A 21,763-nucleotide genomic window follows, 5' to 3' on the forward strand; every position below is an offset into this window, starting at 1 on the left:
CCGATTAGTAAAGCTTACATAAGAATCCACAAAGATTTTACTAAATAGCAATCATAGTCTACCTCTATCTACTAATCTCCTCTAACAATCCTCTCTATTTCAAGAGGATTATCCCCCGTACATTACTGGGTTCCACAAGAAATTCTTTTCTAGCAACTTCATTTACTCTCCTTATCTTAATTACAATATCTCTTTCTAACAATACACACACTCTTATTCACTCTCCTGAACCATTCATAATAGAATGAACCAACTAATAGACTAGATTCAATCAATATTAAAAATTATGATGAGTAAAGGACTATCAGTAGATTATTTCATAAAACCAGTTGAAAATAGAATAATTGGTTCGTTTACAGATTTCACGATACTTTCATAGAAAAACGCTTATTGTTTTGATACACGTCAACTATAGACAAGAACAAGACACTAAAACATATGAACATGCAGCTGTCATAGCACCGTAGCTCACGAACCTATACGGTCTATCGCGAGAGTGGTGATGGCACACTACAATCTTGCACATCAGCGCTACCAAAAATGGACTTCGCCTTTGGTAGCAAGAATCACACTGATGTTAATCAGGTTGCCCCTTTAGCAGTGGGAGTGTCAATAAATCCAATATTAATAATTGAAACATACTTTACTGAAGAACCACTTCACTAAAGTATGTAAAGTTACAAGCTATACTGGAAATCCGAATCTAGTATAGCAGCTCTTCTTTAAACACATATGTCCAATAGAAAATAAGCGCCTCAATTGATTGAGTATGCCCATTACACCCTTCAAGAACAAATGTTCCAACCTCTTGTTATACACCACTACTTCCTTGCATTTAAGTAATCACACTATAATTTTCCACTTACACTTATCTTCTATATAAAAGCTCCAAAATTATAAATTTTAAAGAGTTGTATCCTATATCTCTATACAGAAAACAGTAAGCTTTTCCGTTAGAAGAGCAAATAGCATCGCTAACAAAGCATATAGTTTCATTATTTCCAACCAAATTACAAATAGAGTATATAACTACCTGAATTTATTCCCGATGAACCCATTCTTCCTTCAACTTATTTATATCAACGTGATAATAAAGATAAAGTGAAACTTTAATCAGTGGGGGTTTTATCCATCCCCCACTGATTATTAGTTGAACCAATCGGGCTTTTACGGGCAGTTGATCTCCCACCTAACTCCCTCGCATTCGCCGAATTTTGAGGTGGGAGTCTTACTGCCCGTTAATGCGGGATAAATATGCTGTTCAAATAGCAGCCAGTGGCCAACTATACTTTAGTTATCTTATTTATAAGGCTACACAAAAAAAGATTCTTATCCAACTATTAGAGGAAACAAGTAGAACTTATAAAGAAGCTGAACACTATGTACAAGAGCAGTTCAAATATTACTACTCATAACTGATCTTCCCGTCCCAGAGATTCCCTTGGGAATTTCGTGTAACAAACTATCCAAACTATAAAAAAGATTATAGAGTCTAAACATTAATCCACACATCTTTATCCAAAATGTTATATGCGAAAGTAATACATAAGACTTTCAAGAACTATATTTTGAAATTATCGCCGCTCTTCAAAAGCCAGATTCAGAAAAAAGAACAGGCGCTATTATCTTTTTAACGCCACCACTTTCACCATACAACTACTTAAAACAAATAAAGTGAAACTTTAATCAGTGGGGGTTTTGTTGATCCCCCACTGATTATTAGCCTTCACCAATCGGGCGTTTACGGGCAGCAGGGCTCCCACCTAACTTCTTTGCTCCATCTGAATTTTGAGGTGGGAGTTTTACTGCAAGTAAATAGCCTGTTACAATGAACTTTTTCATGTACCACTATTCGGGTTCACTTCAATTTAACATGTGGTAGCTTCTTTGCTATTCACGAATTAAAGCCATTATCATACGAAACAATTCAGAGATTAAACATCCCGTCATAAAGGTGTCTAAGAAAAAGATCCTCATAAATGGAGTGAACTTGTTTAAAAGCCATATTTATTCAGTTTATTATCTTCATTGATCCGTGGATTTCAAATAACTACAAAGCTATTGCAAATAAACAATATGCTACTTGCTCATGAACGTTTTGAGCTTATCGATGTAAGAAATAAAGTGAAGCCTATATAAATACACTTACCTTTAAACAAATAAGCTTGTTATCAATAGGTTTCTTGAACCATAGATAACAAGCTTATTTCATTAAACACAAAAAAGACGAGTCATTCTGACTCATCTTAAAGTTGCTTGGCGACGTCCTACTCTCACAGGGACAAGGTCCCAACTACCATCGGCGCTAGAGAGCTTAACTTCCGTGTTCGGTATGGGAACGGGTGTGGCCTCTCTGCCATCATCACCAAACTATTGAAGGTATATTCCTTCAAAACTAGATAACATTGCTTCATATTATATGGTTAAGTCCTCGATCTATTAGTATTCGTCAGCTCCACATGTCACCATGCTTCCACCTCGAACCTATCAACCTGATCATCTTTCAGGGATCTTACTAGCTTACGCTATGGGAAATCTCATCTTGAGGGGGGCTTCATGCTTAGATGCTTTCAGCACTTATCCCTTCCGCACATAGCTACCCAGCTATGCCCTTGGCAGAACAACTGGTACACCAGCGGTGCGTCCATCCCGGTCCTCTCGTACTAAGGACAGCTCCTCTCAAATTTCCTGCGCCCACGACGGATAGGGACCGAACTGTCTCACGACGTTCTGAACCCAGCTCGCGTACCGCTTTAATGGGCGAACAGCCCAACCCTTGGGACCGACTACAGCCCCAGGATGCGATGAGCCGACATCGAGGTGCCAAACCTCCCCGTCGATGTGGACTCTTGGGGGAGATAAGCCTGTTATCCCCGGGGTAGCTTTTATCCGTTGAGCGATGGCCCTTCCATGCGGAACCACCGGATCGACTAAGCCCGACTTTCGTCCCTGCTCGACTTGTAGGTCTCGCAGTCAAGCTCCCTTATGCCTTTGCACTCTACGAATGATTTCCAACCATTCTGAGGGAACCTTTGGGCGCCTCCGTTACACTTTAGGAGGCGACCGCCCCAGTCAAACTGCCCACCTGACACTGTCTCCCGGGTCGATAAGACCCGTAGGTTAGAATTTCAATACAGTCAGGGCGGTATCCCACCAGCGCCTCCACCGAAGCTAGCGCTCCGGTTTCAATGGCTCCCGCCTATCCTGTACAAACTGTACCAAAATTCAATATCAGGCTACAGTAAAGCTCCACGGGGTCTTTCCGTCCTGTCGCGGGTAACCTGCATCTTCACAGGTACTATAATTTCACCGAGTCTCTGGTTGAGACAGTGCCCAAATCGTTACACCTTTCGTGCGGGTCGGAACTTACCCGACAAGGAATTTCGCTACCTTAGGACCGTTATAGTTACGGCCGCCGTTTACTGGGGCTTCAGTTCAGAGCTTCGCTTACGCTAACCCCTCTCCTTAACCTTCCAGCACCGGGCAGGTGTCAGCCCCTATACTTCGCCTTACGGCTTCGCAGAGACCTGTGTTTTTGCTAAACAGTCGCTTGGGCCTATTCACTGCGGCTTTCCGTTAAGAAAGCACCCCTTCTCCCGAAGTTACGGGGTCATTTTGCCGAGTTCCTTAACCAGAGTTCTCGCACACCTTAGGATTCTCTCCTCGCCTACCTGTGTCGGTTTGCGGTACAGGCACCTTTTATCTCGCTAGAAGCTTTTCTTGGCAGCGGGGAATCAAAGACTTCGCTCCATAAGGAGCTTCCCCATCACAGCTCAGCCTTCACGATAAGCGGATTTGCCTACTTATCAGCCTAACTGCTTGGACGTGCACAACCAATCGCACGCTTCTTCTATCCTTCTGCGTCCCTCCATTGCTCAAACGATAAAGAGGTGGTACAGGAATATCAACCTGTTGTCCATCGCCTACGCCTGTCGGCCTCGGCTTAGGTCCTGACTAACCCTGAGCGGACGAGCCTTCCTCAGGAAACCTTAGGCATTCGGTGGACGGGATTCTCACCCGTCTTTCGCTACTCATACCGGCATTCTCACTTCTAAGCGCTCCACCAGTCCTTCCGGTCTGACTTCACTGCACTTAAAACGCTCCCCTACCACTGATACCATTGGTATCAATTCGCAGCTTCGGTGGTGTATTTAGCCCCGGTACATTTTCGGCGCAGAGTCACTCGACTAGTGAGCTATTACGCACTCTTTAAATGGTGGCTGCTTCTGAGCCAACATCCTAGTTGTCTAAGCAACTCCACATCCTTTTCCACTTAATACACACTTTGGGACCTTAGCTGGCAATCTGGGCTGTTTCCCTCTTGACTACGGATCTTATCACTCGCAGTCTGACTCCTAAGGATAAGTCATTGGCATTCGGAGTTTGACTGAATTCGGTAATCCGATGAGGACCCCTAGTTCAATCAGTGCTCTACCTCCAAGACTCTTACACTTAAGGCTAGCCCTAAAGCTATTTCGGGAGAACCAGCTATCTCCAGGTTCGATTGGAATTTCTCCGCTACCCACACCTCATCCCCGCACTTTTCAACGTGCGTGGGTTCGGGCCTCCATTCAGTGTTACCTGAACTTCACCCTGGACATGGGTAGATCACCTGGTTTCGGGTCTACGACCACGTACTAAACGCCCTATTCAGACTCGCTTTCGCTGCGGCTCCGCCTCTTCAGCTTAACCTCGCACGGGATCGTAACTCGCCGGTTCATTCTACAAAAGGCACGCCATCACCCATTAACGGGCTCTGACTATTTGTAGGCACACGGTTTCAGGATCTCTTTCACTCCCCTTCCGGGGTGCTTTTCACCTTTCCCTCACGGTACTGGTTCACTATCGATCACTAGGGAGTATTTAGCCTTGGGAGATGGTCCTCCCAGATTCCGACGGAATTTCACGTGTTCCGCCGTACTCAGGATACATTCAAGAGAGAACGAAGTTTCGACTACGGGGTTGTTACCCTCTGTGACGGACCTTTCCAGGTCGCTTCGTCTACCTCGTTCCTTTGTAACTCCGTATAGAATGTCCTACAACCCCAAGAGGCAAGCCTCTTGGTTTGGGCTAGATTCCGTTTCGCTCGCCGCTACTCAGGAAATCGCATTTGCTTTCTCTTCCTCCAGGTACTTAGATGTTTCAGTTCCCTGGGTCTGTCTTCCATACCCTATGTATTCAGGTAAGGATACCATACCATTACGTATAGTGGGTTTCCCCATTCGGAAATCTTCGGATAAAAGCTTACTTACAGCTCCCCGAAGCATATCGGCGTTAGTCCCGTCCTTCATCGACTCCTAGTGTCAAGGCATCCACCGTGCGCCCTTTCTAACTTAACCAAACTAAAATTAAAAAAATATGAGCTACACTGTTATCTAGTTTTCAAAGAACATACATTTAAACTTGAGAGATAGTTCTCTCAAAACTGAACGAAACAAAACAAGTCAACGTTTATTGATGAACTGCGTTCATCAATTCTCCATAGAAAGGAGGTAATCCAGCCGCACCTTCCGATACGGCTACCTTGTTACGACTTCACCCCAATCATCTGTCCCACCTTAGGCGGCTGGCTCCATAAAGGTTACCCCACCGACTTCGGGTGTTACAAACTCTCGTGGTGTGACGGGCGGTGTGTACAAGGCCCGGGAACGTATTCACCGCGGCATGCTGATCCGCGATTACTAGCGATTCCAGCTTCATGTAGGCGAGTTGCAGCCTACAATCCGAACTGAGAACGGTTTTATGAGATTAGCTCCACCTCGCGGTCTTGCAGCTCTTTGTACCGTCCATTGTAGCACGTGTGTAGCCCAGGTCATAAGGGGCATGATGATTTGACGTCATCCCCACCTTCCTCCGGTTTGTCACCGGCAGTCACCTTAGAGTGCCCAACTTAATGATGGCAACTAAGATCAAGGGTTGCGCTCGTTGCGGGACTTAACCCAACATCTCACGACACGAGCTGACGACAACCATGCACCACCTGTCACTCTGCTCCCGAAGGAGAAGCTCTATCTCTAGAGTTTTCAGAGGATGTCAAGACCTGGTAAGGTTCTTCGCGTTGCTTCGAATTAAACCACATGCTCCACCGCTTGTGCGGGCCCCCGTCAATTCCTTTGAGTTTCAGCCTTGCGGCCGTACTCCCCAGGCGGAGTGCTTAATGCGTTAACTTCAGCACTAAAGGGCGGAAACCCTCTAACACTTAGCACTCATCGTTTACGGCGTGGACTACCAGGGTATCTAATCCTGTTTGCTCCCCACGCTTTCGCGCCTCAGTGTCAGTTACAGACCAGAAAGTCGCCTTCGCCACTGGTGTTCCTCCATATCTCTACGCATTTCACCGCTACACATGGAATTCCACTTTCCTCTTCTGCACTCAAGTCTCCCAGTTTCCAATGACCCTCCACGGTTGAGCCGTGGGCTTTCACATCAGACTTAAGAAACCACCTGCGCGCGCTTTACGCCCAATAATTCCGGATAACGCTTGCCACCTACGTATTACCGCGGCTGCTGGCACGTAGTTAGCCGTGGCTTTCTGGTTAGGTACCGTCAAGGTGCCAGCTTATTCAACTAGCACTTGTTCTTCCCTAACAACAGAGTTTTACGACCCGAAAGCCTTCATCACTCACGCGGCGTTGCTCCGTCAGACTTTCGTCCATTGCGGAAGATTCCCTACTGCTGCCTCCCGTAGGAGTCTGGGCCGTGTCTCAGTCCCAGTGTGGCCGATCGACCCTCTCAGGTCGGCTACGCATCGTTGCCTTGGTGAGCCGTTACCTCACCAACTAGCTAACGCGACGCGGGTCCATCCATAAGTGACAGCCGAAGCCGCCTTTCAATTTCGAACTATGCAGTTCAAAATATTATCCGGTATTAGCCCCGGTTTCCCGGAGTTATCCCAGTCTTATGGGTAGGTTACCCACGTGTTACTCACCCGTCCGCCGCTAACTTCATAAGAGCAAGCTCTTAATCCATTCGCTCGACTTGCATGTATTAGGCACGCCGCCAGCGTTCATCCTGAGCCAGGATCAAACTCTCCAATAAAGTTAGTTTGTCTAGCATCTAAAAATAAAAATTGACGTTTACGTTGTTTGTTTCGTTCAGTTTTCAAAGAACTTGTTTGTCGCTCATTTGCGACTCCCTTATGTTAACATTTTCATATTTCAATGTCAACCAAGTTTTTTTATTTCTTTTGTCGCTTTCTGCGTTGTTGCTATCGGCGACTTGTTCTATATTACACCTATGTATGTTAATCGTCAATAGTTTTAAATAAGTTTTTTATAAAAATATGAATTACCTATACCAACAAGCCGTTAGCACAATAATAATACACTTGAATGTAACTCCCCAAAAATAAACTAACTACGAATAACCTATAAAAGTCACTGTAGGTTATCCGTAGTTAGAGGTCATTAATAATTTATTCCCTCATTACATTATGTACACCATAATAGAAAGAAAGAATTAAATATTATTCCTTTGAAGGTATCGAGCAGCTACCATCTGCACAATAATCATCTGTTGTACTATTTATTGAAAGATCTTGAAGTTCAGACTTAGGATTCTCTTCTTCCCACACCTGCTGAAGTGCACCAACAAAGGTTTCAAGTGGTTGTGCACCTGAAATAGCATACTTTTGATTGACAATAAAATAAGGTACCCCTGTAATTTTATATTGTTGGGCAATTGATTCATCAATCCTAACCTCATTGGCATAAGCATTTTTATTATGAATAACATTTAAAGCCTCTTCCCTATCTAGACCGGAAGCTTCAGCAATATTAGCTAGTGTTTCCACATCACTTAAGTTTCTCGATTCAGTGAAATATGCAAAAAGTAGATTTTCTGTAATCTCCTTTTCCTTCCCCTGATCCTTTGCGAATTTCGCCAAACGATGTGCATCAAAAGTATTTGTTGGCTTCATCTCTTCAAAATTGAAACTTAAACCCATACTAGCTGCATGATTGCCTAGTTGTATATTATTACGATCAGCTTCTTCAACACTAATTCCATACTTCGATGCAAGTACTTCATTAATACTCGTTCCAGAGTAGATCGGAGCATTTTGATCTAATTCAAAACTTTTAAACTCAACTTCAACATCTTTCTTATGTGGAAATTGCTCTAAAGCCATTTCTAATCTACGCTTCCCAATATAGCAAAACGGGCATACAAAATCAGACCAAACTTCAATTTTCATATGAACACCTCATTAACATTTATTTTTCAATCATTGTAGCACTGACGTTACGGAATTCAAAAATTTATGCCTCAAGAAGTTACGACTACTAATCAAAGAAGATTTCATGCACATATATACACTTCAATTGTAAATGAGCTCCTTGTTCAACATTCCTATATCTCACTACATATTTAGCCATAATATAGCTGTTCTCATAATAGTTGAAAAGCACCTGTATTATTTCCATAGATTATGTACTACTTCCCTATACTTAATAACAAAAAAATATCCCTCAAAACGCTACTATTATAAGAATAAAAAATTAAACAAGCCCGTCTATATAAAATGCAATTATATAGACGGGCTTGTTTAATAGATTTAGCAAACTGCAAACTCAAAGGAAGCAATTATACAAATCTATATTATTGAAATTATGAACGGAGTTATTTTCAAAAGTATATTAGTGAAGAAGAAGTATTTACCGGCAAAAATACCTCTAATATTTATTAGTTAAGGGCTACTGTATACAGGATTTTAAGGAAAAATAGCTATACAATTCATAAACCATTAAATCATTTAGAGTATAGAAGCTTCAATTATGCGCCAAGTTTTTTAGAAATTAATTATAAAAGAAGAGAGATTTCCTCTTATATTGAAGATATGACCAATAATGGTCCTATGACGAAATACATATAGTTTAATGAATGCTTAATAAAAATAGCGAAAATACTTCGCCTTTATCATGATTCTGCAAATGATTTTCCGTTTGGTATGATTGAGTAACTAATATTTCCGCTCTTGTTTCTAACGAAACAAATATACAAAAAAACACAAGTCAAAAGACTTGTGTTTTAGCTTGCTTGGCGACGTCCTACTCTCACAGGGACAAGGTCCCAACTACCATCGGCGCTAGAGAGCTTAACTTCCGTGTTCGGTATGGGAACGGGTGTGACCTCTCTGCCATCATCACCAAACTATTGAAGGTATATTCCTTCAAAACTAGATAACATTTGCTTCATATTATATGGTTAAGTCCTCGATCTATTAGTATTCGTCAGCTCCACATGTCACCATGCTTCCACCTCGAACCTATCAACCTGATCATCTTTCAGGGATCTTACTAGCTTACGCTATGGGAAATCTCATCTTGAGGGGGGCTTCATGCTTAGATGCTTTCAGCACTTATCCCTTCCGCACATAGCTACCCAGCTATGCCCTTGGCAGAACAACTGGTACACCAGCGGTGCGTCCATCCCGGTCCTCTCGTACTAAGGACAGCTCCTCTCAAATTTCCTGCGCCCACGACGGATAGGGACCGAACTGTCTCACGACGTTCTGAACCCAGCTCGCGTACCGCTTTAATGGGCGAACAGCCCAACCCTTGGGACCGACTACAGCCCCAGGATGCGATGAGCCGACATCGAGGTGCCAAACCTCCCCGTCGATGTGGACTCTTGGGGGAGATAAGCCTGTTATCCCCGGGGTAGCTTTTATCCGTTGAGCGATGGCCCTTCCATGCGGAACCACCGGATCGACTAAGCCCGACTTTCGTCCCTGCTCGACTTGTAGGTCTCGCAGTCAAGCTCCCTTATGCCTTTGCACTCTACGAATGATTTCCAACCATTCTGAGGGAACCTTTGGGCGCCTCCGTTACACTTTAGGAGGCGACCGCCCCAGTCAAACTGCCCACCTGACACTGTCTCCCGGGTCGATAAGACCCGTAGGTTAGAATTTCAATACAGTCAGGGCGGTATCCCACCAGCGCCTCCACCGAAGCTAGCGCTCCGGTTTCAATGGCTCCCGCCTATCCTGTACAAACTGTACCAAAATTCAATATCAGGCTACAGTAAAGCTCCACGGGGTCTTTCCGTCCTGTCGCGGGTAACCTGCATCTTCACAGGTACTATAATTTCACCGAGTCTCTGGTTGAGACAGTGCCCAAATCGTTACACCTTTCGTGCGGGTCGGAACTTACCCGACAAGGAATTTCGCTACCTTAGGACCGTTATAGTTACGGCCGCCGTTTACTGGGGCTTCAGTTCAGAGCTTCGCTTACGCTAACCCCTCTCCTTAACCTTCCAGCACCGGGCAGGTGTCAGCCCCTATACTTCGCCTTACGGCTTCGCAGAGACCTGTGTTTTTGCTAAACAGTCGCTTGGGCCTATTCACTGCGGCTTTCCGTTAAGAAAGCACCCCTTCTCCCGAAGTTACGGGGTCATTTTGCCGAGTTCCTTAACCAGAGTCTCTCGCACACCTTAGGATTCTCTCCTCGCCTACCTGTGTCGGTTTGCGGTACAGGCACCTTTTATCTCGCTAGAAGCTTTTCTTGGCAGCGGGGAATCAAAGACTTCGCTCCATAAGGAGCTTCCCCATCACAGCTCAGCCTTCACGATAAGCGGATTTGCCTACTTATCAGCCTAACTGCTTGGACGTGCACAACCAATCGCACGCTTCTTCTATCCTTCTGCGTCCCTCCATTGCTCAAACGATAAAGAGGTGGTACAGGAATATCAACCTGTTGTCCATCGCCTACGCCTGTCGGCCTCGGCTTAGGTCCTGACTAACCCTGAGCGGACGAGCCTTCCTCAGGAAACCTTAGGCATTCGGTGGACGGGATTCTCACCCGTCTTTCGCTACTCATACCGGCATTCTCACTTCTAAGCGCTCCACCAGTCCTTCCGGTCTGACTTCACTGCACTTAGAACGCTCCCCTACCACTGATACCATTGGTATCAATTCGCAGCTTCGGTGGTGTATTTAGCCCCGGTACATTTTCGGCGCAGAGTCACTCGACTAGTGAGCTATTACGCACTCTTTAAATGGTGGCTGCTTCTGAGCCAACATCCTAGTTGTCTAAGCAACTCCACATCCTTTTCCACTTAATACACACTTTGGGACCTTAGCTGGCAATCTGGGCTGTTTCCCTCTTGACTACGGATCTTATCACTCGCAGTCTGACTCCTAAGGATAAGTCATTGGCATTCGGAGTTTGACTGAATTCGGTAATCCGATGAGGACCCCTAGTTCAATCAGTGCTCTACCTCCAAGACTCTTACACTTAAGGCTAGCCCTAAAGCTATTTCGGGGAGAACCAGCTATCTCCAGGTTCGATTGGAATTTCTCCGCTACCCACACCTCATCCCCGCACTTTTCAACGTGCGTGGGTTCGGGCCTCCATTCAGTGTTACCTGAACTTCACCCTGGACATGGGTAAATCACCTGGTTTCGGGTCTACGACCACGTACTAAACGCCCTATTCAGACTCGCTTTCGCTGCGGCTCCGCCTCTTCAGCTTAACCTTGCACGGGATCGTAACTCGCCGGTTCATTCTACAAAAGGCACGCCATCACCCATTAACGGGCTCTGACTATTTGTAGGCACACGGTTTCAGGATCTCTTTCACTCCCCTTCCGGGGTGCTTTTCACCTTTCCCTCACGGTACTGGTTCACTATCGATCACTAGGGAGTATTTAGCCTTGGGAGATGGTCCTCCCAGATTCCGACGGAATTTCACGTGTTCCGCCGTACTCAGGATACATTCAAGAGAGAACGAAGTTTCGACTACGGGGTTGTTACCCTCTGTGACGGACCTTTCCAGATCGCTTCGTCTACCTCGTTCCTTTGTAACTCCGTATAGAATGTCCTACAACCCCAAGAGGCAAGCCTCTTGGTTTGGGCTAGATTCCGTTTCGCTCGCCGCTACTCAGGAAATCGCATTTGCTTTCTCTTCCTCCAGGTACTTAGATGTTTCAGTTCCCTGGGTCTGTCTTCCATACCCTATGTATTCAGGTAAGGATACCATACCATTACGTATAGTGGGTTTCCCCATTCGGAAATCTTCGGATAAAAGCTTACTTACAGCTCCCCGAAGCATATCGGCGTTAGTCCCGTCCTTCATCGACTCCTAGTGTCAAGGCATCCACCGTGCGCCCTTTCTAACTTAACCAAACTAAAATTAAAAAAAATATGAGCTACACTGTTATCTAGTTTTCAAAGAACATACATTTAAACTTGAGAGATAGTTCTCTCAAAACTGAACGAAACAAAACAAGTCAACGTTTATTGATGAACTGCGTTCATCAATTCTCCATAGAAAGGAGGTGATCCAGCCGCACCTTCCGATACGGCTACCTTGTTACGACTTCACCCCAATCATCTGTCCCACCTTAGGCGGCTGGCTCCATAAAGGTTACCCCACCGACTTCGGGTGTTACAAACTCTCGTGGTGTGACGGGCGGTGTGTACAAGGCCCGGGAACGTATTCACCGCGGCATGCTGATCCGCGATTACTAGCGATTCCAGCTTCATGTAGGCGAGTTGCAGCCTACAATCCGAACTGAGAACGGTTTTATGAGATTAGCTCCACCTCGCGGTCTTGCAGCTCTTTGTACCGTCCATTGTAGCACGTGTGTAGCCCAGGTCATAAGGGGCATGATGATTTGACGTCATCCCCACCTTCCTCCGGTTTGTCACCGGCAGTCACCTTAGAGTGCCCAACTTAATGATGGCAACTAAGATCAAGGGTTGCGCTCGTTGCGGGACTTAACCCAACATCTCACGACACGAGCTGACGACAACCATGCACCACCTGTCACTCTGCTCCCGAAGGAGAAGCTCTATCTCTAGAGTTTTCAGAGGATGTCAAGACCTGGTAAGGTTCTTCGCGTTGCTTCGAATTAAACCACATGCTCCACCGCTTGTGCGGGCCCCCGTCAATTCCTTTGAGTTTCAGCCTTGCGGCCGTACTCCCCAGGCGGAGTGCTTAATGCGTTAACTTCAGCACTAAAGGGCGGAAACCCTCTAACACTTAGCACTCATCGTTTACGGCGTGGACTACCAGGGTATCTAATCCTGTTTGCTCCCCACGCTTTCGCGCCTCAGTGTCAGTTACAGACCAGAAAGTCGCCTTCGCCACTGGTGTTCCTCCATATCTCTACGCATTTCACCGCTACACATGGAATTCCACTTTCCTCTTCTGCACTCAAGTCTCCCAGTTTCCAATGACCCTCCACGGTTGAGCCGTGGGCTTTCACATCAGACTTAAGAAACCACCTGCGCGCGCTTTACGCCCAATAATTCCGGATAACGCTTGCCACCTACGTATTACCGCGGCTGCTGGCACGTAGTTAGCCGTGGCTTTCTGGTTAGGTACCGTCAAGGTGCCAGCTTATTCAACTAGCACTTGTTCTTCCCTAACAACAGAGTTTTACGACCCGAAAGCCTTCATCACTCACGCGGCGTTGCTCCGTCAGACTTTCGTCCATTGCGGAAGATTCCCTACTGCTGCCTCCCGTAGGAGTCTGGGCCGTGTCTCAGTCCCAGTGTGGCCGATCACCCTCTCAGGTCGGCTACGCATCGTTGCCTTGGTGAGCCATTACCTCACCAACTAGCTAATGCGACGCGGGTCCATCCATAAGTGACAGCCGAAGCCGCCTTTCAATTTCGAACTATGCAGTTCAAAATATTATCCGGTATTAGCCCCGGTTTCCCGGAGTTATCCCAGTCTTATGGGTAGGTTACCCACGTGTTACTCACCCGTCCGCCGCTAACTTCATAAGAGCAAGCTCTTAATCCATTCGCTCGACTTGCATGTATTAGGCACGCCGCCAGCGTTCATCCTGAGCCAGGATCAAACTCTCCAATAAAGTTAGTTTGTCTAGCATCTAAAAATAAAAATTGACGTTTACGTTGTTTGTTTCGTTCAGTTTTCAAAGAACTTGTTTGTCGCTCATTTGCGACTCCCTTATGTTAACATTTTCATATTTCAATGTCAACCAAGTTTTTTTATTTCTTTTGTCGCTTTCTGCGTTGTTGCTATCGGCGACTTGTTTTATATTACACCTCTAAACTCTAATCGTCAATATGTTTTTCTAAAAAAATATAAAAAGACTTATTCCTTTTAAAATAAGCCTTTTTATCCTATAAAATCCTATTCATTTATTATTTTTCTATAATTGGTAATGAAACGATGAACTGAACGATCCCGTCCTCATACTCAGCTCGAATACTACCACCTTGCAACTCAACAATACTTTTCGCAATAGCTAATCCGAGCCCCGAACCTTCTGTTACTCTACTTCTAGATTGATCTTTCTTATAAAACCGTTCAAACAAGTTCCCTAACTCTTCTCTCGTAAACTCTTCACTATGATTTGCAATAACAATTTGTATATCCCTGCGCTGTCTTTGCAGAGAAACTTTTATCTCTCCATCATCTTTACTATACTTAATCGCATTCATTAGCAAGTTGTCGAATACACGGACCATCTTTTCCGAGTCAATCATTGCATGCGCACGTTCTTCAGGAAATTTTTTAACAAATGAAAGCCCGTGCTCTTCTGCCTGCGGTACTAACTCTTCTATTAATTGATCAAGCAACTCATTTACACATACTTCTTGTTTTTCTAATACAACTTGTTCATTCGTTAACTTCGTATACTCAAATAAATCTTCTATTAAATTCCTTAACTGCTCCGATTTTGCAAAAGCAATTCTCGTATACTCATCATATTGTTCTTTGTTTTCATATTTAGAATCTCTAAGTAATCGTAAGTACCCCATAATAGAAGTAAGTGGTGTACGCAAATCATGAGATACATTTGTAATAAGTTCATTTTTTTGTTTCTCGAGTTTACGCTCCTTCTCAATGTTATACATGAGCTCTTCTGCCATATTGTTAATATTCTCAGTTAAAGCAGCGATCTCATCCTCACCTTTTTTCTCAATACGATAAGCTAAGTTTCCTTTTTCTATTTCTTTTACACCTTCTGCCATCGCCTCAATTTGTTTCATCTTTCTCTTTGTTATATAGAAGAAAGAGAAAATAAATACAAGGACACCTATTAAAAATGGAAACGGTCCTTCTTGCGTAGCATACATTACTTCACCTTCCGGAATCCCACTAACAAACATGTACAAATTCTTTCCTTCAATTGTAATAGGGGCAAAAGCTATAAATTCTTTTCTCGTACTTTCAAATTCATTTCTACCATTTACATAATTAATCGCAAAGGATGCTGCATTACGAATCGTATTGTGTAAATCTATTTGCTCCTCTTGTGCTTGCTTCGTTTTATATAAAACTTTACCACTTTCGTCAGTAACCAATATTTTTAAAGCTCTAGATCCTTGTTCTAAACTTTGGTTCTCCATTTCAATCATATTTGATATAACTTCTAATTTATTTTCATGAACCGAGCTATTTGCAGCACTTTGAGCTTGTTGATTAATTTGCTCCATACCTGCCCGATAATCGATAGTCGCTTCACGATTCGCATTCTCAAAAAATGGCGCTGCTGCTTTCGATGATAAAACTCCTAATAACGCACAAGCTGCAAAAGTAGTAATCAGTTGAATTCTTATACTCCGCTTAACACTCTTCACTAGTTTGCCAACTAACCTTCTAGCTTCCCTAATATAAGTAAATGGATTAAATATCTTTTTCAATCTTATACCCCACTCCCCATACTGTTTTTATATATCTCGGCTTCCTTGGATTCTCCTCAATCTTTTCTCGTACTTTTCGAATATGTACCATTACAGTATTATCAGACTGGAAAGATCTTTCGTTCCAAACTTTTTCATAAATTTGCTCAGCACTAAAGACCATACCTGGATTACGAGCTAGCAATTCTAAAATTGAAAATTCCCTTGGAGTTAACTTCACTTCTTCTCCCTCTACAATGACTTTATGAGTTGAAATGTTTATTGCCATATCTCCTATTTCTAACTCGTCCTCATTTTGAATAGCGAAGCCATTCATTTTCATATAACGACGTAGCTGCGATTTAATTCTTGCGATTAACTCTAACGGATTAAACGGTTTCGTTACGTAATCATCTGCACCTGTTGTTAATCCTAAAATTTTATCCATATCTTGCGTTTTTGCCGATAGCATAATAATCGGCATTTCCTTCGCTTCCCTTACTTTCATACACATATGAATACCATCTACTTTCGGCATCATAATATCTAATACAACTAAGTGCACTTCATTTTCTTCTAATATACGTAACCCTTCTTCTCCGTCCCCTGCTTGCAGTACTTTATATCCTTCATTCTTTAAATAAATTGTAATAAGGTTCCTAATTTCTTTTTCATCATCTACGACAAGTATTGTTTCCCCGGCCATACTATCTCCCCCATCACTTTTTTAATCCCTAACTTCTATTATAAGAAAACTTCTGAAGAAAAACGCTCGGAAATCCTTAAGATTTTCTGAAGACGCAAAAAAGGTCTAGACTCCCCTTAAGTCTAGACCTTTCAAAAAACCCCTTTTATTTACGAACGTAGATGAAATATAGTACGAATAAAACTCCCATAACATACATAATTGGATGAATCTCTTTACGACGGCCGCTCACAACCATTGTAATTGGATAGAAGATAAATCCGATTGCAATTCCTGTTGCGATACTATACGTAAGTGGCATTGAAATGATAGTAAAGAATGCTGGTACTGCAATCTCGAATTTCTTCCAATCAATTTCTCCTAAAGATGAAACCATCAAGATTCCTACAATAATTAGAGCTGGTGCCGTTACAGCTGGTGTCACAACACTTAATAGTGGCGAGAAGAAAAGTGCCAGTAAGAAGAATCCTGCTGTTACAACTGCTGTAAATCCAGAACGTCCTCCTGCTGCTACCCCTGCAGACGATTCAATGTAAGACGTTGTAGTAGATGTACCTAGAATTGCACCAATTACAGTTGCAATCGCATCTGCAAATAATGCTTTTCCTGCACGTGGTAATTTATTGTTCTTCATTAATCCCGCTTGATTCGCAACCGCTACAAGCGTACCCGCTGTATCAAAGAAATCAATAAAGAAGAACGTTATAATAACAATCGCCATTTCAACAGTGAAAATATCTCCAAAGTGAGTTAACGCCACACCGAACGTTGGTTCTAGACTCGGTATTGCTCCCACTACAGCTTTCGGAGTATCAATTAATCCTGTTGCTACTCCTAAGATTGCCGTAAGAATCATGCCGTAGAAAACAGCACCATTTATTTTCTTAATCATGAAGATGATTGTAGTAACAACTCCGAAAATCGCCAACAACGTTGTGCCCTTCGTTAAATCCCCCAATCCAACAAGGACAGCATCATTTTTTACGATAATTCCGGCATTTTGGAATCCAAGGAAGGCAATGAATAATCCGATACCCGCCGCTACTGCAAACTTTAACTCTACTGGAATTGCATTAATGATTTTTTCACGAATACCTGAAGCAGTAAGAATAATAAAGATAATACCTGACATTAATGTTCCAGCAATTGCCGTTTGCCACGGAATTCCCATCGTTAACACCGCTGTATAAGCAAAGAACGCGTTTATTCCCATACCTGGCGCTAAAGCAATCGGATACTTCGCAAATATCCCCATAATTAACGAACCAATCGCCGCTGCTAATGCTGTAGCAACAAATACTGCACCTGGATCCATTCCTGTACCAGCTGGTAACCCTTTAACATTTCCAAGTGATAGCGTAGCAGGATTGACAAATAATACGTAAGCCATAGATAGAAATGTCGTTAAACCTGCTATGAACTCTGTTTTATAATTTGTGCCGAGTTCATCAAACTGAAAATAGCGTTTCATCTTACGTTTCCCCCGTTATATGATTACTCGCCGTAATTCTCCCTAGCCCTCTTTTATCTATAAAAATAAAAAAGGCTCCCATTGCATATACATGGAAGCGTTCTATAAACAAAGACAAGTTTCCCCTCATCTTTATACAAACGCCTCGTAGTCAAGCCATTTACGGTAGCTAGGTAGAAACTTTCGGGCCATATCCCCGATATTATACGACGGCATAATATTCACTTTTCGTATCAATTACATACTCATATTAACCCACAATAGGGTATGTGTCAATTTAAAAACGAACGTTTTTAAAAACTTTTGTATTTTCGTTCGTGTAATCACTTAAAAATAAAACAAAAAGATCCATCTATACATAAAATGATAGATGGATCTTTCATTATAATACTATTCCCACTCAATAGTTGCTGGTGGCTTGCTCGTTATATCATACACGATACGGTTAACGTGTTTTACTTCGTTTACGATACGTACAGAGATTTTCTCTAATACGTCCCAAGGGATACGTGCCCAATCAGCTGTCATACCATCGATAGATGTTACTGCACGAATACCTACTGTGTAATCGTAAGTACGCTCGTCACCCATAACACCTACACTACGCATACCAGGAAGCGCAGTGAAGTATTGCCAAACTTCACGTTCTAATCCTGCTTTTATAATTTCTTCACGTAAAATCGCATCAGATTCACGAACGATTTCTAATTTCTCTTCTGTAATTTCACCTAATACACGAATACCAAGTCCTGGACCTGGGAACGGTTGACGCCATACGATTTCATCAGGAATTCCTAGTTCTGATCCTAATACACGTACTTCATCTTTAAATAAAGTGTTTAAAGGCTCAATTAATTTGAACTGCATGTCTTCTGGAAGTCCACCAACGTTATGGTGAGATTTAATTGTTTGTGCCGTTGCTGTACCACTTTCAACGATGTCCGTGTAAAGTGTACCTTGCGCTAAGAAGTCCATTCCTTTTAATCTAGAAGCTTCATCATCAAATACGTAAATGAATTCATTACCGATGATTTTACGTTTTTGCTCTGGATCTTCTACACCTTTTAACTTGTTCATGAAGCGCTCTTGTGCATCCACTTTAATAACGTTCATATGGAAGCCTTCGCTAAATGTTTTCATAACACCTTCTGCTTCATCTTTACGAAGTAAACCGTGGTCCACAAAAATACATGTTAATTGGTCACCAATCGCTTTATGAATTAATACCGCTACAACAGAAGAGTCTACACCGCCACTAAGTGCGCATAGTACTTTTTTGTCTCCAACAGTTTCACGGATCTTCTCTAATTCTACTTCGATAAAGTTCTCCATGTTCCATCCTTCAGAACAACCACATACGCCGAATACGAAGTTTTTAATTAAATCGTTACCGTGCTCAGAGTGACGTACTTCTGGGTGGAATTGTACACCATATAAGTTTTCCGCTTCATTGCTCATACCAGCAATTGGACAAGACTCACTTGTTGCATCTACTACGAATCCTTCAGGTAAACCAGTTACTAAGTCACCATGGCTCATCCATACAACTTGCTCTTCTGGAAGGTTCGCATATAATTTTGATTCGTTCTCTACTTTAAGAACAGCTTTTCCGTACTCACGGTGATTGGCACGTTCTACTTTACCACCGAAGTGTTGCGTCATAAGCTGCATACCGTAACAGATACCGAAAATCGGTAATCCTAGCTCAAAGATTTTTTCATCACAATGTAATGCACCTTCACCGTATACACTATTTGGTCCACCAGAGAAAATAATCCCTTTTGGATTCATTGCTTTAATTTCTTCTGCAGTAATTGTATGCGGATGAAGTTCACTGTATACACCGAACTCACGAATTCGACGTGCTATTAACTGATTGTACTGACTCCCAAAATCTAAAACGATAATTGTATCATGCTGCTTCTTCAAAATAATCACCCCAACGTTAGTTCTCGTATATAAATATTTTCACCAATTTAGCAAAAAGCATTACCAATATAATAAAAAAAGCCAGTCCTCCGCCTCTAGTCTCATGACAAAGAAAAGGCAGGGGTCTGGCTTTATAAAGAAAGATAGTCTTCCGCTCTTTATAAATATAAGACACACTGCCTTCATAGTCAGGTTGTTTACGGTAACCCGGTAGAGACTCTCAAACCATATCATTGAGGATATATGAAGGATCGTTTTATATTATCTCCCTAGATTCTAACAATGAAGTATCAGTATGGTCAAGAGAGAAAGCGACAAAATTCTACAGAAATTAATTTCCTGCGCTCAAAAACACAAAAAAACATCCACTTCTATATAGAAGTGGATGTTTTTCGGGAGAACGGAATTACATCATTCCGCCCATACCACCCATGCCCATGCCGCCCATATCAGGCATTGCAGGACCATTAGGTTCTGGCTTGTCAGCAACTACAGCTTCAGTCGTTAAGAACATAGCTGCAACAGATGCTGCGTTTTGAAGTGCAGAACGAGTTACTTTAGCTGGATCTACGATACCAGACTCAAGCATGTTAACCCATTCGCCAGTAGCTGCGTTGAAACCAACGCCTACTTTTTCGCCTTTTAGACGCTCTACAACTACAGATCCTTCTAGACCAGCGTTGATTGCGATTTGACGAACTGGCTCTTCTAGTGCACGAAGTACGATGTTGATACCTGTTGCTTCGTCGCCTTCAGCTACGATAGAAGCTACTTTCGTGTATACGTTCATAAGTGAAGTACCACCACCTGCAACGATACCTTCTTCTACTGCTGCACGAGTTGAGTTAAGTGCATCTTCAATGCGAAGTTTGCGCTCTTTTAACTCAGTTTCAGTTGCTGCACCTACTTTAATTACTGCTACGCCGCCCGCAAGTTTTGCAAGACGTTCTTGTAATTTTTCACGATCGAATTCAGAAGTTGTTTCTTCTAATTGCGCGCGAATTTGACCGATGCGAGCTTCGATTTGTTCTGAATTTCCAATACCTTCAACTACAGTTGTGTTTTCTTTCGTTACAACAATTTTACCAGCGCGTCCTAAAGATGCAACTGTAGCAGATTTTAAGTCACGTCCTAATTCTTCAGTGATTACTTCGCCACCAGTTAAGATTGCGATATCTTCTAGCATTGCTTTACGACGGTCACCAAATCCAGGAGCTTTAACAGCTACTACATTGAATGTACCACGAAGTTTGTTCACTACTAATGTAGCTAACGCTTCGCCTTCTACATCTTCAGCAATGATAAGAAGTGGTTTACCTTGTTGTACCACTTGCTCTAATACTGGTAAGATTTCTTGGATGTTAGAAATCTTTTTGTCAGTAATTAAAATGTATGGGTTATCAAGAACTGCTTCCATTTTATCAGAATCAGTAATCATGTAAGGAGATGCATATCCACGATCAAATTGCATACCTTCTACTACGTCTAATTCTGTTGTAAATCCTTTAGATTCTTCTAAAGTAATAACGCCGTCGTTACCAACGCGCTCCATTGCTTCAGCAATTAATTGACCTACTTCTTCGTCAGCCGAAGAAATAGCAGCTACTTGTGCGATAGAAGATTTACCTTCGATTGGTTTAGAAATCGCTTTTAATTCTTCAATTGCAGCAGTAACAGCTTTTTCGATACCTTTACGAAGACCCATTGGGTTTGCACCAGCTGTTACGTTTTTAAGACCTTCACGAATCATAGCTTGCGCTAATACAGTTGCAGTTGTCGTTCCGTCACCAGCTACATCGTTTGTTTTGCTAGCAACTTCTGCCACTAATTTCGCACCCATGTTTTCGAATGCATCTTCTAATTCGATTTCTTTTGCGATTGTTACACCGTCATTTGTAATAAGTGGTGAACCGAATTTTTTCTCAAGTACAACGTTACGACCTTTTGGTCCAAGCGTTACTTTTACTGCGTTTGCAAGAGTGTCGACACCGCGAAGCATCGAACGACGTGCTTCTTCACTAAATTTAATATCTTTTGCCATAATAATTGACCCCCT

Annotated in this window: 7 protein-coding genes, 6 rRNA genes and 2 riboswitches; all 13 genes read right to left on the reverse strand. The window is 42.9% G+C overall.

Going from position 1 to position 21,763, the window contains the following annotated elements:
- Positions 1–1,719: 1,719 nt before the first annotated feature.
- A complete protein-coding gene (locus ACE38F_RS00090) occupies positions 1,720–1,842 on the reverse strand; it encodes a hypothetical protein (protein ID WP_375371407.1) in 123 nt (40 codons plus the stop codon).
- A gap of 412 nt (positions 1,843–2,254) precedes the next feature.
- Positions 2,255–2,370 (reverse strand): 5S ribosomal RNA (gene rrf / locus ACE38F_RS00095).
- A gap of 49 nt (positions 2,371–2,419) precedes the next feature.
- Positions 2,420–5,339: ribosomal RNA gene (locus ACE38F_RS00100) — 23S ribosomal RNA — on the reverse strand.
- 146 nt (positions 5,340–5,485) lie between these two features.
- Positions 5,486–7,038, reverse strand: a 16S ribosomal RNA gene (locus ACE38F_RS00105).
- Positions 7,039–7,465: 427 nt separating this feature from the next.
- Entirely contained in the window at positions 7,466–8,194 is a 729-nt protein-coding gene (locus ACE38F_RS00110) for a DsbA family oxidoreductase (RefSeq protein ID WP_002016772.1), read from the reverse strand.
- Between the two features lie 840 nt (positions 8,195–9,034).
- Positions 9,035–9,150: ribosomal RNA gene (rrf, locus tag ACE38F_RS00115) — 5S ribosomal RNA — on the reverse strand.
- 50 nt (positions 9,151–9,200) lie between these two features.
- A 23S ribosomal RNA gene (locus tag ACE38F_RS00120) occupies positions 9,201–12,122 on the reverse strand.
- A gap of 147 nt (positions 12,123–12,269) precedes the next feature.
- Positions 12,270–13,821: ribosomal RNA gene (locus ACE38F_RS00125) — 16S ribosomal RNA — on the reverse strand.
- The 16S, 23S and 5S rRNA genes sit together here, the layout of an rRNA operon.
- 295 nt (positions 13,822–14,116) lie before the next feature.
- Positions 14,117–15,622, reverse strand: coding sequence for a sensor histidine kinase (locus tag ACE38F_RS00130; protein ID WP_215555034.1), 1,506 nt, complete (start codon positions 15,620–15,622; stop codon positions 14,117–14,119).
- The gene (locus tag ACE38F_RS00135) at positions 15,606–16,307 is read right to left on the reverse strand and encodes a response regulator transcription factor (RefSeq protein WP_215555033.1); all 702 of its coding nucleotides are present in this window, start codon (positions 16,305–16,307) and stop codon (positions 15,606–15,608) included. The genes ACE38F_RS00130 and ACE38F_RS00135 overlap by 17 nt, the downstream gene beginning before the upstream one ends.
- Before the next feature lie 145 nt (positions 16,308–16,452).
- On the reverse strand, positions 16,453–17,778 hold the full coding sequence (locus ACE38F_RS00140; protein ID WP_002091603.1) for an NCS2 family permease: 1,326 nt from the start codon (positions 17,776–17,778) through the stop codon (positions 16,453–16,455).
- A gap of 128 nt (positions 17,779–17,906) precedes the next feature.
- Positions 17,907–18,008, reverse strand: a riboswitch (purine riboswitch).
- A 160-nt stretch (positions 18,009–18,168) separates the two neighbouring features.
- Entirely contained in the window at positions 18,169–19,707 is a 1,539-nt protein-coding gene (guaA, locus tag ACE38F_RS00145; RefSeq protein WP_375371389.1) for a glutamine-hydrolyzing GMP synthase, read from the reverse strand.
- Positions 19,708–19,872: 165 nt separating this feature from the next.
- Positions 19,873–19,974, reverse strand: a riboswitch (purine riboswitch).
- A gap of 139 nt (positions 19,975–20,113) precedes the next feature.
- Positions 20,114–21,748: a chaperonin GroEL gene (gene groL / locus ACE38F_RS00150; protein ID WP_375371388.1), complete on the reverse strand. Its 1,635-nt coding sequence runs from the start codon at positions 21,746–21,748 to the stop codon at positions 20,114–20,116.
- Positions 21,749–21,763: the final 15 nt, after the last annotated feature.

The sequence above is a fragment of the Bacillus altaicus genome (assembly GCF_042136375.2).
Classification (GTDB): domain Bacteria; phylum Bacillota; class Bacilli; order Bacillales; family Bacillaceae_G; genus Bacillus_A; species Bacillus_A cereus_U.